Origin of the sequence: Hydrogenophaga sp. (assembly GCF_041913525.1) — a bacterium.
Classification (GTDB): domain Bacteria; phylum Pseudomonadota; class Gammaproteobacteria; order Burkholderiales; family Burkholderiaceae_C; genus Hydrogenophaga.
In genome coordinates this window covers 66,647-78,349 of the sequence record NZ_JAYSFD010000001.1, presented here as the reverse complement: position 1 = coordinate 78,349, position 11,703 = coordinate 66,647, and the positions used below count along the sequence as shown (strand labels likewise).

Below are 11,703 nucleotides of genomic sequence, written 5' to 3'. Positions count from 1 at the left end.
ACGCGTCAGACTTCCTTTCCCGCAAGGGTTGATGCCCGCCGGCTCTTATGGGCCGGCGGGCTTTTTCATGGCCGTCCTTGGCCGCGCGGACATGAAAAAACCGCCGGGCCCGAGGGCCACGGCGGTTGTTGTTGGGTCGGCGCAAACGATCAGGCCGCGATGCCGGGGTTGCCGCCCATGCCCACGATGCGCGGGGTGTTGACCTTCACGCCCTTGATGACCTTCTTGTCGCGCAGGTAGCCAGCCACCACGTCCCAGATGGGCTCGCCCTGCACGCCTTCTTGCACCGAGGCCCAGCCGGCCACCTTGTACTTCTTGTCCGCCTCGATGGCTTTGCCCTTGAGCGTCATGTTCTGGATGCGCTGGCCCATGGGGGCGTTGGGGGCCACCGTGTATTGCATGCCGCCCACGCGCACCATGTCGCCGCCCTGCTGGTAGTAGGGGTCGGGGTTGAAGATGTTGTCGGCCACGTCTTCCAGAATGCCCTTGATCTGCTCGCCGCTGAACTCGTTGAGCGTGGTGGCCGGGTAGGTCATGGCCATCTGGTCCATCATGCGCTCGTAGGTGATGGTGTCACCCGGCAGCAGCGAGGTGCCCCAGCGCACGCCGGGCGAGAAGGCGATGTCGGCGCCCTTGTTCTGCATGAGCGCGTCGCAAATGATCTGGTCCCACGAGCCGTTGAAGTTGCCACGGCGGTAGAGCAGGTCTTCGGTGACGGCGAGCTTCTCGTTGAGCTTGCTCTCGTAGGGCGCGCGCACCTTGTCGATGTAGGCCTGCATCTCGGCATCGGCCGGCAGCAGGTTGCTGAACACGGGCAGCAGCTTGTAGCGGAAGTCTTGCACCTTGCCGCCGCGCACGTCGAAGTCGAGCACGCCCAGGAACTTGCTGTTCGAGCCGGCGTTGGTCACCAGGGTCTGGCCGCCGGCGTTCTTCACGATGATGGGCGCGGGCATGCCGTCGTGCGTGTGGCCACCCAGCACAGCGTCGATGCCGCGCACGCGCGAGGCCATCTTGATGTCCACGTCCATGCCGTTGTGCGACAGCACCACCACCACCTGCGCGCCTTCGCCGCGGGCCTGGTCCACCATCTTCTGCATGTGCTCGTCCTGGATGCCGAAGGTCCAGTCGGGCACCATGTAGCGCGGGTTGGCAATCGGGGTGTAGGGGAAGGCCTGGCCGATCACGGCCACCTTCACGCCGTTCATCTCGCGCATGGCGTAAGGCTTGAAGACCAGGTCTTCGAAGTCGGTGGTCTTCACGTTCTGGGCCAGGAATTCCATGTGGCCCTTGAAGTCCTTCTCGACGATTTCCTGCACGCGCTTGGCGCCGAAGGTGAACTCCCAGTGCGGGGTCATCATGTTCACGCCCAGCAGCTTGCAGGCGTCCACCATGTCCTGGCCGTTGGTCCACAGCGAGGTGGCCGAGCCTTGCCAGGTGTCGCCACCGTCCAGCAGCAGCGCGTGCGGGCGGCTGGCCTTGAGTTGCTTGATCAGGGTGGCCAGGTGCGCGAAGCCGCCGACCTTGCCGTAGGTCTTGGCGGCCTGGCTGAAGTCGAGGTAGCTGAAGGCATGCGCCTCGGGCGTGCCGGGCTTGATGCCGAAGTGCTTGAGCAGCTGCTCGCCCACCAGGTGGGGCGGGCGGCCCACCGCCTCGGCCACGCCGAGGTTCACATTGGGCTCGCGGAAATAGATAGGGGTGAGCTGGGCGTGGCAGTCGGTGAAGTGCAGGAAGCTCACGTTGCCGAACTTGGGCACGTCGTACAGGCGCTGGCCGGCGCCGGGCTTGGCGGCCAGCACATCGCGGTGGTTGAGGGCCAGGCCCGTGGCACTGGCCACGGCCAACACCTGCAGGAATTCACGCCGGCTGAAACTCATCTCTATTCCTTGATCATTGATAACGAATGTTTGCGGGAAAGGCACGCCCCGCGAACGGGCCGGCGCCAGAGGCCACCGGCCGGGGGAACGGTTACTTGTTGACGGGCGAGGCCGGGTCCAGCAGCAGCGCCATCACGTGCTTGAGCTGGGTCTCGTTCAAGATGCCCTTGTGGCCCACGCGCGGCATTTGCGAGCAGGCGTTGTAGGCGCGGGCGTTCCAGAGCTTGCCCCAGGTGTATTCCACGATGGCCTTGGCCTCGGGGCTGTTGGGGTTGCTCACGCCGCGCAGCTTGCCGTAGTTGTAGAGGCTGGGGCCCAGGGTGCCGAAGGAGATTTCTTCCTTGCTGATCTGGTGGCAGTTGTAGCAATTGCCGCCGTTGACGGTTTTGGCGTCATCGGTCCAGGTCAGCCCACGGCCGCTCTGGGCGATCACCTCGCCCTGTTTCCAGTCGCCCAGGAACTTGCCGTCCGCGGGCCACTTCACCGTCTTCATGTTGGCCTCTTCGATGGCCTTGGCCAGCTTCTCTTCCACCGGCTGGCCGCTGATGTCGGCGGCGGCGCAGGCGGCGTTGGCCTGGTCTTGCTCCAAGCGGTCGAGCGTGGCAATGCCACGGGCCTGGAAGGAGTTCTTCAGCGCATCGGCAGCGGCCTTGTCGTAGTCAACGGCGGAAGGCGACGCCGAGCAGGCGGCCAGGGCCACGGCAGCCACCACGGGCAGGATGAAAGCAAAGGTTTGTCGCATGGTCGGTGCTCCTTCAGCGCTTGATGGCCGGCACGATGGACTCGGCGTTCTTGGCGTTCACGCCCATGTACACGCCCAGGGCAATGGTCACGTCGCTGCCGAACTTGGGCTCGGGGAAACGCTGCTGGCGGAAGCAGTCGTTCAGGCGCTGCTGCATGCCCCACATCTGCGAGTTCGACACGCGGTAGGCCGGCCAGGCCGCGAAGCCCACGCCGTCGCCCGGGTTCTTGGTGAGGTTGGGCAGCTCTTGCAGGCGAATGCGCTTGTCGTCGGCGCCGTGGCACGAGGCGCACGAGAAGTCGTGCGTGCCGCCACGGGTGAAGAACGCCCGCTTGCCCACTTCGTACATGGCCTTTTCCTGCGGGTGCTGCTGCGGCAGGTTGAAGCGCATGCCCTTGGAGGCGGTGGCCACATAGGTGGCCAGGGCGGTGACGTTGGCCATCTCGCCACGGCCGAACGGGGTCTTGGCGATCTCGGCGCCGTTGAAGCCCTGCAGGGTTTCCATGCAGGTGACCAGGCGCGACTCGAGGTCTTGCACGCGACCGGTGTCCTTGAAGTAACGCGGCAGTTGCACAAAGGCACCCTGGATCACGCCGGGGCCCAGGCCCAGGTCGCATTGCTCCAGCGTGGCCTGCTTGGGCCCGCGTTTTTGTTTCCAGAGCTCTTCGCCCTTCATCTCGAACAGTTCGGCGGGGTTGCCGTCCTGCAGCATCTCACGGTACTTGGCGATGCCTTCGGATGCGGACTGCGCGTGGGCAGTGCCCACCGTGGCGAGCCCGGCGACGATGGTCGCCAGGGGTAGAGCCAACAGGTTCTTCATGGGAACGGTCTCCTCGTTGTGGCCTGAATGAAAAAAAGGCCAGACCTTTCGGGCTGGCCTGTGCACGCCTTGCCCGGCTTAGGCAATCGCGGCTTCGTCGGTGCGGGAGTCGCCCTTGTTGTCGCTCCACTTCACCACGATCTTGTCGCCCTTGGCGCCGCCCTTGAACTTGAAGGACAGGAAGGGGTTTTGCGACACCGAGCCGCTGAACTGGGCCTTGAGCACGGTCTTGCCGTTGTGAGTGGCTTCCACGTCACGGATGAAGTGAGCGGGAATGGTGTTGCCGCTGGCGTCCTTGCGGGTACCGGGTTCCATGGGGTGGGACATCAGCACGCGGACGGTGGTTTCTTCGCCAGAGAGGGCAGCGCGGATGCGCATCGGGTCAGCCATGATGGACTCCTGAAATTCTGCAAAAAGGATGGGGTCAGACGGGTTGCAAGGGCATCAGCCGCCGCAACCGCCCAGGGTGACCTTGGTTTCCTTGGTGGCCGAGTACAGCTTGCCGTCGGCCTTCACCACCGCGATCACGTTGGTGCTCTGGCCCATCTTCAGGCGGGTCTGCACTTCGGCCACGGTGCCAGCGGGGATGGTGAAACCGCAGGACAGGGGCATCGGGTTCTTCTCGACGATCAGGAAGATCTCGGTGGTGTTGGGCAGCTTGCTGGTGGCGCCCACGGGCACCACGGCACCGTTTTCGGCGATGTCCGGCGACACCACGGTGACCTGGTCGCTGGTGGCGGGCTTGCCGCCGACGGCCTTGAGGGCGTCGTCCAGGGTCTTCAGGTCAAAGGCGGCACGGTCCACGGCGGCCTGTGCCTGGCTCTGGGTGATCACACCCAGCGAGACCAGGGTGGCCAGGGCGCCGGTGGTCTTGATGGCGGCACGGCGAGAGTGGTTCATGGGGAACTCCTGTCAGGAAAAAGAGGGCAATGAGTTTACTGGTCGGGGGCGCCAGCGAGGATCCAGGCGGCGAGTACCCGCACTTCCTCATCCTTGAGGTTGGGCTGCGCCGGCATGGGCACAGGGCCATACATGCCAGAGCCGCCCGACTTGATGCGCGCGGACACCTTGGCCAGCGCGTCGGCCTGGCCCTTGTGCTTGGCGGCCACGTCTTTGTACGACGGGCCCACCAGCTTCTTGTCCACGGCGTGGCACGCCAGGCAGGCGTTCTTGGAGGCCAGCGCCTTGGCGGCGGCCGCGTCCTGGGCCAGGGCCGAGGTGGCGACACCGCCAGACAAGGCCAGCGCCAGGGTAAGGGGAATCATGCGCATAGCTTAGGTCTCCTGCGATGCAATGGTTAGGGGGTTTACAACTAAATCCGAATATTTCAATTTTCACTTTGCACCGCTGGCGATCCAGCGGGCAATGGCCTGCGCGTCGGCGTCTTTCACCTGCGGCTGGGCCGGCATCGGAATGGCGCCATACACGCCCGAGCCACCGTTCTTGATCTTGCCCACCAGGTAAGCCTCCAGGTCGGCGCGGCCCTTGTGCTTGGTGGCAATCTCATTGAACCCCGGGCCCACGATCTTGTTGGCCACGCCGTGGCAAGCCGTGCAGCTGTTGGCCGACAGCAGGGCCTTGGCGTCACCCGCGCCAGCCGGTGCCGCAGCCACCACCACCGGTGCGGCGGCAGCGGCGCCACTGGGCAGCGACTTGGGCGCAGGCTTGGTGGTGTCGGCGCCGCGCACCGGGCCGATCACGCGGTTCTGCTCCAGGATGTTGCCGTGGGCGTCGCGGGCGAAGTCGGGCAGCGAGGAGCGCACACCGGCTTCCACCGGGCAGTCCTTCATGCAGGCCACGTTCTTCACGTCGCCCTTGCCGTTGACCTTCCACAGCGGCTCGTAGAACACCATGCCGTTGCGGTTGGGCATGCGCTTTTGCACCTCGGCGATGTTCTGGTCGCTCAGGGTGAAGTCGGCGGGCACCACCTCGGCCAGGTTCAGGATGTAGGCCAGCACGCCATAGACCTCATCGGTCTTGAGCGTCTTGGGCGCGTTCCAGGGCATGGCGCGGTTGATGTAGTCCCACAGCGTGGACACGGTGGCCACCTTCATCATGGTGGTCTTCTGGGGGAAGGTGCTGCCCTCCTCCAGGTTCTTCACGCGGCCGCGCTCGATGTCGGCCTTGGTGGTGCCGCCCACGATGGGGGTGAACACCTCGTTGGACTCACCGAAGGTGCCGTGGCAAGAGGCGCACTTGCCTTCCCACACCTGCTCACCCAGCGAGACGCTGCCTGCGCCCTTGGGCAGGCCTTTGAAGTCGGGGCGCACGTCGATGTCCCAGGCCTTCACTTCGGCCGGCGTGGCGTCGCGGCCGATCTCGTGCCAGGGTTGGGTCTGCGCCGACGCGCCAGAAGAAAAGACCAGGCCCGCCAGGGCCGCTGCGGTCAGGACAAGGGCTTTCATCAGTACACCTGCACGTTGGAGACTTCGCCGTTCTCGGCCACGCGCCACGACTGGATGGCGTTCTGGTGGTACACCGAGCGGGTGCCGCGCACGGCGCGCAGCTGGTTGATCTTGGGCTGCACGTAGCCGGTGCTGTCGATGGCGCGGCTTTGCAGAATGGCGGGCTTGCCGTCCCACACCCAGTCAATGTTGAAGCGCGTCAGCGCCTTGGGCAGGATGGGGCCTTCCAGGCGCGCGGTGCGCCAGTTGCGGCCACCGTCCACACTCACGTCCACGCGCTTGATGCTGCCGCGGCCCGACCAGGCCAGGCCGGTGATGTTGTAGTAGCCCTTGTCCAGCAGCGTCTGGCTGCCCGAGGGCGTGGTGATCACGCTCTTGCACTCTTGAATGCCGGTGTACTGGCGGTGGGTGCCATCGGGCATGTGGTCGACGTAGTGCACCGCCTCGTCCTTGGTGGCGTACTTCTCGTCGCCCACCTCGATGCGGCGCAGGTACTTCACCCAGCTCACGCCCTGAATGCCCGGCACCACCAGACGCAGCGGGTAGCCGTTCTCGGGGCGCAGCATTTCGCCGTTCATGCCCCAGGCCACGATGCAGTCGTCCATGGCGCGCTCGATGTCGATGGTGCGCGTCATCGACGAGCCATCGGCACCCTCGGCCAGCACCACCTTGGCGCGCTTCTTGTCGTAGCCGCACATCTCCAGCAGGGTGGACAGCAGCACGCCGGTGAACTCCGAGCAGCTCACCATGCCGTGGGTGTATTGCACCGACGGCAGGGCCACGTTGCCCCACTCAGGCGCCGAGTTGGCGCCGCATTCGATGAAGTGAATGCGCGATACGCTGGGCAGGCGCATGAGGTCGTCCATGGTGAAGACGCGCTCGCGCTTGACCAGGCCGTTGATCATCAGGCGGTGCTTGGAGGGGTCGATGTCCCACCAGCCCTGGTGGTGGCGCTCAAAGTGCAGGCCACTGGGGGTGATGATGCCGAACAGGCCCTGCAGCGGCGTGAAGCTCACCGAGGCCTGGGGCACGCGGGTCAGGCCCGGGCTCTGGCGGCGCTGCAGGTTGGCTTCCCACTTGCTGGGCATGCCGTAGGGGTGGGTGGCCACGGCCTGGCCCAGGCCGGTGCTGTGCTCGGGCAGGGTCAGGATGTTGGGGTCACCTTCATTGGCCATGGCGCGACCAGCGGCCAGCGTGCTGCCGGCCACGCCAGCGCCCATCGCCAGTGCCTTGCCCATGAAGCTGCGGCGCGCCTTGCGGGCCTCTTCGAGCTTGTCGGCGCTCAGGTGGTTTTCGGGCGCGGGCAACACGCGACCGATGACATGGCTGAAATCTTCAGACACGGAAAAATCCTTCAGGAGAGACGGCCTGCCAGACCGCCGTGGCACCCCAGGCCCACCCGCGCCCATAGGCCCCGCCACCCCAAAGGGCAGAAAGAGGCCTCACAGGCGACCCGGGCGGCACCGAGAAACATGAAATCGAGCGCGACTATATTCGCAATCACTAATATTTGGATAAGTATTTTCCCGAATACCCCAGGGTCTATGTCCAGTTCTGGTGCTGGTCGGCCCTATGGCGGCATGCCGCTCGGGGGGACATACCCCCTACCCTTTCGGGTTTGCCCGAAGAAAATCCCCCGATGCCGGTGCTAGCATCGTTTCGACCTACAGGGAAACACCTCGTCTGTCGGCGTGTGGTGCCTTTAGGCTGCTACAGTTTTGGAGGCAATCCCTTCATCCCTCAGGAGACTTCGATGGTGAGATCGACGAAATGGCTGGCCGCCGCCGTGCTGGCCGCCACCGCCGCTGGCGCGCACGCGCAAGTGAACCAGATCAAGGTGTGGGCCGCGGCCTGCGCCAACTGCCACGGCACCGATGGCCGTGCGCAGCCCGGCATGGAAGCCCTGGCCGGCAAGGACAAAGACGAGCTGCTGCAAAAGCTGCTCGATTTCAAGAGCGGCCGCAAGCCCGCCACCATCATGCACCAGCTCTCCAAGGGGTATACCGACGAGCAGCTTGCCCAGATCGCCGGCTACTTTGCCGCTCAGAAAAAGTAAGGAGACCGCCATGCAAAGACGCCAACTCATTCAAGGGCTGGGTGCCGGCTCTGCCCTGGCGGGCCTGGGCCTGCTCTCCGGCTGCGCCACCATCGGCGGCAACGCGCCCAAGGTCGTGGTGGTCGGCGGCGGCTACGGTGGTGCCACCGCCGCCAAGTACGTGCGCCTGTTCTCCGACTACCAGATCGACGTGACGCTGATCGAGCCCAACGAGGCCTTCATCTCGTGCCCGATCTCCAACCTGGTGGTGGGCGGTCACAAGACCATGGCCGACATCACCACGCCCTACGACAACCTGAACAAACGCCACGGCGTGAAGCTGGTGCGCGACATGGTCACCAGCATCGACCCCGACAAGCGCACCGTGAAGCTGGCCGGCGGCGCCGAGCTGCCCTACGACCGCCTGATCGTCTCGCCCGGCATTGACTTCATGCTCGACACCATCCCCGGTCTGAAGGCCGCCGGTGCGCTGGAGAAGGTGCCCCACGCCTGGAAGGCCGGCCCGCAGACCGCCCTTCTGCGCCGCCAGCTCGAAGCCCTGCCCGACGGTGGCACCTACGCCATGTCGATTCCCCTGGCCCCCTACCGCTGCCCGCCCGGCCCCTACGAGCGTGCGTGCATGGTGGCCAGCTACTTCAAGAAGGCCAAGCCCAAGAGCAAGGTCGTCATCTTCGACGCCAACGACGACATCCAGTCCAAGAAGGGCTTGTTCCTCAAGGCTTGGGACGAGCACTACAAGGGCATGATCGACTACCGCCCCAAGCACAAGGTGGTGGACGTGGACGTGGCCACCAACACCCTGAAGTTCGAGTTCAACGACGACTTCAAGGCTGGCGTGGCCAACGTCATCCCCAACATGCGCGCGGGCGAAATCGCGGTGAAGACCGGCCTGGCCACCGCCAACGCCCGCTGGTGCGAGGTGGACTTCCTCACCTTCGAATCCAAGGCGGCCAAGAACATCCACGTGCTGGGTGACGCCATCCAGATCGCCCCGGCCATGCCCAAGTCGGGCCACATGGCCAACCAGCACGGCAAGACCTGCGCCGCCGCCGTGGTGTCGCTGCTGCAAGGCAAAGAGCCGCCGCAGTTGCCGCTGTACGCCAACACCTGCTACAGCTTCGTCACCGCCGAAGACGTGGTGCACGTGGCCAGCGTGCACCGCTACGACGCCGAGAAGAAGACCATGCTGGCCGTGCCAGGCTCCGGTGGTGTCTCCAGCGCCGCCAGCGAGCTGGAAGGCCGCTACGCCATGGCCTGGGCCCGCAACATCTGGGCCGACACCCTGGCGTAACGCCACACAGCCCTGGCCGCCCGGCCAGGGCTTTTTTGCGCCCTGAATATCCGTTTGAGGTTATGCAATGAAGTTCTCGCCCCTCGCCACCACCGCCGCCCTGGCCGCCGCGCTGAGCCTGAGCGCCGGCAACGCCTTTGCCCAGGCCGACGAAGCGCGAGCCAAGAAGATCGTCGGCGGCTCGTGCTTTCTGTGCCACGGCGCGCAGGGCGAATCGACCAGCGAGGTGTTCCCCCGCCTGGCCGGGCAGCACGCCGAGTACATCGCCAAGCAGCTCACTGCCTTCCAGAGCGGCCAGCGCAAGAGCACGGCCATGGCGCCCATGGTGGAAAAGCTCACGCCCGACGAGATGCTGGCCTTGGGCCGGTACTACGAAAAACTGAGCGTGCCGCGCGAAGAGCCCAAGAACCCGCAGCTCGCCGCGGTGGGCCGCTACATCTTCACCAACGGCAACCCCTACAGCGGCGTGCCCGCCTGCGCCAGTTGCCACGGCACCACGGCCCAGGGCGCGGCCAACCTGCCCCGCCTGGCCGGCCAGTTCTCGGGCTACCTGCACAACCAGCTCAAGTCCTTCAACAAGCGCGAGCGCACCAACGACAACGCGGTGATGCACGCGGTGGTGGAGAAGATGACCGAGCTGGAAATGGCCGCCGTGGCCGAGTACCTCAGCGGCCAGTGACGCCGAGGGGCCGCATCCGGTGTCCAATCAGGGCATGAAAAGCCCTGAACAACGCCTGACCGACCTGGAGATCCAGCTCAGCTTCGCCGAAGACCTGCTCGACAGCCTCAACGCCGTGGTGGCGCGCCAGCAAGAGCAGATCGAGCGCCTGGCCTCTGAACTGGCCGAACTCAAGCGCCGCCGTAGCGAAGAGTCGCCCATCGGCTTTCGCAGCCTGCGCGACGAACTGCCGCCCCACTACTGAGGGGTCAGCGCACCAGCACCGTGGGCAGGGCGCAGGCGCGCAGCAGGCGGGTGGTGCAACTGCCGGCCACCCAGCGGCGCCAGGGCGCGTGGCTGAAGGCGCCCATCACCAGCAGGTCAATGCGGTAAGTGCCGATGCCTTGCTGAACCGCCGTGACCACCTCGTCCACTACCTGGTAAGAGGTGACGCGAAGGCCCGCGGTCATCAGGTCGGTCTGGGCCCGTTCCAGCTCGTGCGCGGCATCGGCCTGCTCCACGTGACCGGCCATCATCAGGTGGCAATGCACCCCGCGCATCAAGGGGCTGGACGCCACCCAGGCCACCGCCCGGCGCGCGGCGGGGCTGCCGTCAAACGCCACCATCACGCGCTCGGGCACCGCGAAAGCCCCCGTCACGGCCAACACCGGGGCGCTCACCGTCTGCACCACGTGCTCCACCACGCAGCGCCTGGCGGGCTGCGCCTCGCGGCCCAGCACCACCAGCGAGGCACCCTCGCTGCGGTCGCGCCAGGCCTGCTCGCTGTGGTCTTGCCACACGCCCTCGCAACTGGGCAGCCAGGCCAGCGGCAGGCTCAGGCCATCGGCCGCCCAATGCGCCGCCTCCACCACCGAGCGCGAGGGTTGCACCGGGCCTTCACAGGCCAGCACGTGGGTGTGCCCGGCCAGCGAGGGCACCAGCGTGGGATGCGGGTCGCAACGGAACATGGGCGATGGGGTGACGAGGCGAGTCCGGTCGCCCACACGGCGCGGGCGCAGATATCCGGGAAAACCCGCATTCTACGAAGCCAAACCAACAGCGCCTGACAAATCCGCCCGGCGGCGATGGGCAATGGGGTCAGAGCGCCATCTGCGCCGAGTCGTCGTCGCGCCAGGCCGGTCCAGCCTTGGCCAAGGCCATCCACAGGTGAAAGGGCAGGCGCGGCAACTCGCGCCGGGGTGCCTCGCGCAACACGGCCCAGCCATCGGGCAGGGCCAGCATCACCCCGCAATCGGGTGGCACGTCATCCACACCGCCAATGGGCCGGCCCTTGGCATCAAGCCCCAGCACGTACCAGCAGGCCGAGGCCAGGCCCAGGTAGGCCAGGCGCTTGGCGGGTTTGCGCACGTCGGCCAGCAAATCGGCGCGGCGCACCTTGATCTCGTGCACCACCGGTTCGCAATAGGCCTCCACCGAGGTGTGCCGAATCGAAAACACATCGGGGCAGGCACTCACCCACTGCACGGCGTCGGGCTCGTCCGGCCGGGGCAAGGGCGAGAGCAGGGCCAAGCCCCGCCAGGCCAGCCGCCCCTGGCGGGCCTGCTCACGGGCCACGCGCTCCACCAGGGCCTCGTGCGGGCCGCGGGCGGCGCGGTGGCTGGCGAACACGCGCGCCAGGCAGGCGATGCCGGCGTCGGTCACGCGCAAGGATTCGTGCCCCTCGCCCGACCAGACCCGCTCCAGCAGGCCAGCGGCCAGCAGGTCCACTTCCAAGGCGTCGTGGCAGGGCCAGCCGGCCGAGCGGTATGTCTCGCGCAGGCGCTGGTGATGGCGGCGGCCCAGGGCCGGCCAAGAGGAATCGTCGGGCTCGTTCATACTGTTTGTCCAACCAGTATC

The 11,703-nt window shown here is 66.2% G+C and carries 14 protein-coding genes; 4 read left to right on the top strand and 10 right to left on the bottom strand.

Annotation, left to right across the window (positions count from 1 at the left end; translation table 11 throughout):
• Positions 1 to 149: 149 nt before the first annotated feature.
• The 8 genes from soxB to soxC all read right to left on the bottom strand — a co-directional run bounded on the left by soxB (position 150) and on the right by soxC (position 7,184).
• Complete coding sequence (soxB, locus tag ACE3RQ_RS00360) at positions 150 to 1,874, bottom strand: thiosulfohydrolase SoxB (RefSeq protein WP_374518778.1); 1,725 nt, start codon at positions 1,872 to 1,874, stop codon at positions 150 to 152.
• Between the two features lie 91 nt (positions 1,875 to 1,965).
• Positions 1,966 to 2,616 carry a sulfur oxidation c-type cytochrome SoxX gene (soxX, locus tag ACE3RQ_RS00355; protein WP_374518776.1) on the bottom strand — a complete coding sequence of 217 codons (651 nt, stop codon included), beginning with the start codon at positions 2,614 to 2,616 and terminating at the stop codon, positions 1,966 to 1,968.
• A gap of 13 nt (positions 2,617 to 2,629) precedes the next feature.
• The gene (soxA, locus tag ACE3RQ_RS00350; protein ID WP_374518774.1) at positions 2,630 to 3,436 is read right to left on the bottom strand and encodes a sulfur oxidation c-type cytochrome SoxA; all 807 of its coding nucleotides are present in this window, start codon (positions 3,434 to 3,436) and stop codon (positions 2,630 to 2,632) included.
• A 78-nt stretch (positions 3,437 to 3,514) separates the two neighbouring features.
• Positions 3,515 to 3,826, bottom strand: a complete 312-nt coding sequence (soxZ, locus tag ACE3RQ_RS00345; RefSeq protein ID WP_374518772.1) for a thiosulfate oxidation carrier complex protein SoxZ — start codon at positions 3,824 to 3,826, stop codon at positions 3,515 to 3,517.
• A gap of 54 nt (positions 3,827 to 3,880) precedes the next feature.
• On the bottom strand, positions 3,881 to 4,336 hold the full coding sequence (soxY, locus tag ACE3RQ_RS00340) for a thiosulfate oxidation carrier protein SoxY (protein WP_374518770.1): 456 nt from the start codon (positions 4,334 to 4,336) through the stop codon (positions 3,881 to 3,883).
• Positions 4,337 to 4,371: 35 nt separating this feature from the next.
• Positions 4,372 to 4,707 carry a c-type cytochrome gene (locus tag ACE3RQ_RS00335; RefSeq protein ID WP_374518768.1) on the bottom strand — a complete coding sequence of 112 codons (336 nt, stop codon included), beginning with the start codon at positions 4,705 to 4,707 and terminating at the stop codon, positions 4,372 to 4,374.
• Positions 4,708 to 4,770: 63 nt separating this feature from the next.
• Complete coding sequence (locus ACE3RQ_RS00330; protein WP_374518766.1) at positions 4,771 to 5,841, bottom strand: c-type cytochrome; 1,071 nt, start codon at positions 5,839 to 5,841, stop codon at positions 4,771 to 4,773.
• Positions 5,841 to 7,184 (bottom strand): sulfite dehydrogenase, encoded by a 1,344-nt coding sequence (gene soxC, locus ACE3RQ_RS00325; protein ID WP_374518764.1) that lies wholly within the window; start codon positions 7,182 to 7,184, stop codon positions 5,841 to 5,843. Before soxC ends, ACE3RQ_RS00330 begins: the two co-directional genes overlap by 1 nt.
• Positions 7,185 to 7,594: 410 nt before the next feature.
• Between soxC and ACE3RQ_RS00320 the strand changes: the two genes are divergently transcribed.
• The 4 genes from ACE3RQ_RS00320 (at position 7,595) to ACE3RQ_RS00305 (ending at position 10,111) form a co-directional block, all read left to right on the top strand.
• Complete coding sequence (locus tag ACE3RQ_RS00320; RefSeq protein ID WP_374518762.1) at positions 7,595 to 7,897, top strand: cytochrome c; 303 nt, start codon at positions 7,595 to 7,597, stop codon at positions 7,895 to 7,897.
• A gap of 10 nt (positions 7,898 to 7,907) precedes the next feature.
• A complete protein-coding gene (locus ACE3RQ_RS00315; protein WP_374518760.1) occupies positions 7,908 to 9,188 on the top strand; it encodes an FCSD flavin-binding domain-containing protein in 1,281 nt (426 codons plus the stop codon).
• Positions 9,189 to 9,255: 67 nt separating this feature from the next.
• Positions 9,256 to 9,867 (top strand): cytochrome c, encoded by a 612-nt coding sequence (locus ACE3RQ_RS00310; protein WP_374518758.1) that lies wholly within the window; start codon positions 9,256 to 9,258, stop codon positions 9,865 to 9,867.
• A gap of 34 nt (positions 9,868 to 9,901) precedes the next feature.
• On the top strand, positions 9,902 to 10,111 hold the full coding sequence (locus ACE3RQ_RS00305; RefSeq protein WP_374518757.1) for a SlyX family protein: 210 nt from the start codon (positions 9,902 to 9,904) through the stop codon (positions 10,109 to 10,111).
• A 4-nt stretch (positions 10,112 to 10,115) separates the two neighbouring features.
• Here the strand turns inward: ACE3RQ_RS00305 and ACE3RQ_RS00300 are convergent, their stop codons facing one another.
• Positions 10,116 to 10,814 (bottom strand): universal stress protein, encoded by a 699-nt coding sequence (locus ACE3RQ_RS00300; protein ID WP_374518755.1) that lies wholly within the window; start codon positions 10,812 to 10,814, stop codon positions 10,116 to 10,118.
• Between the two features lie 130 nt (positions 10,815 to 10,944).
• Positions 10,945 to 11,682 (bottom strand): hypothetical protein, encoded by a 738-nt coding sequence (locus ACE3RQ_RS00295; protein WP_374518753.1) that lies wholly within the window; start codon positions 11,680 to 11,682, stop codon positions 10,945 to 10,947.
• Positions 11,683 to 11,703: the final 21 nt, after the last annotated feature.

Excerpts from the sequence above, each read along its gene's own strand:
- ACE3RQ_RS00300 (WP_374518755.1), bottom strand. The coding sequence starts at position 10,814 with ATGTTCCGTTGCGACCCGCATCCCACGCTGGTGCCCTCGCTGGCCGGG.
- ACE3RQ_RS00295 (WP_374518753.1), bottom strand. The coding sequence starts at position 11,682 with ATGAACGAGCCCGACGATTCCTCTTGGCCGGCCCTGGGCCGCCGCCAT.
- ACE3RQ_RS00310 (WP_374518758.1), top strand. The coding sequence starts at position 9,256 with ATGAAGTTCTCGCCCCTCGCCACCACCGCCGCCCTGGCCGCCGCGCTG.
- soxY (WP_374518770.1), bottom strand. The coding sequence starts at position 4,336 with ATGAACCACTCTCGCCGTGCCGCCATCAAGACCACCGGCGCCCTGGCC.
- ACE3RQ_RS00315 (WP_374518760.1), top strand. The coding sequence starts at position 7,908 with ATGCAAAGACGCCAACTCATTCAAGGGCTGGGTGCCGGCTCTGCCCTG.
- ACE3RQ_RS00305 (WP_374518757.1), top strand. The coding sequence starts at position 9,902 with ATGAAAAGCCCTGAACAACGCCTGACCGACCTGGAGATCCAGCTCAGC.
- soxA (WP_374518774.1), bottom strand. The coding sequence starts at position 3,436 with ATGAAGAACCTGTTGGCTCTACCCCTGGCGACCATCGTCGCCGGGCTC.
- soxZ (WP_374518772.1), bottom strand. The coding sequence starts at position 3,826 with ATGGCTGACCCGATGCGCATCCGCGCTGCCCTCTCTGGCGAAGAAACC.
- soxX (WP_374518776.1), bottom strand. The coding sequence starts at position 2,616 with ATGCGACAAACCTTTGCTTTCATCCTGCCCGTGGTGGCTGCCGTGGCC.
- soxB (WP_374518778.1), bottom strand. The coding sequence starts at position 1,874 with ATGAGTTTCAGCCGGCGTGAATTCCTGCAGGTGTTGGCCGTGGCCAGT.
- ACE3RQ_RS00320 (WP_374518762.1), top strand. The coding sequence starts at position 7,595 with ATGGTGAGATCGACGAAATGGCTGGCCGCCGCCGTGCTGGCCGCCACC.
- ACE3RQ_RS00330 (WP_374518766.1), bottom strand. The coding sequence starts at position 5,841 with ATGAAAGCCCTTGTCCTGACCGCAGCGGCCCTGGCGGGCCTGGTCTTT.
- ACE3RQ_RS00335 (WP_374518768.1), bottom strand. The coding sequence starts at position 4,707 with ATGCGCATGATTCCCCTTACCCTGGCGCTGGCCTTGTCTGGCGGTGTC.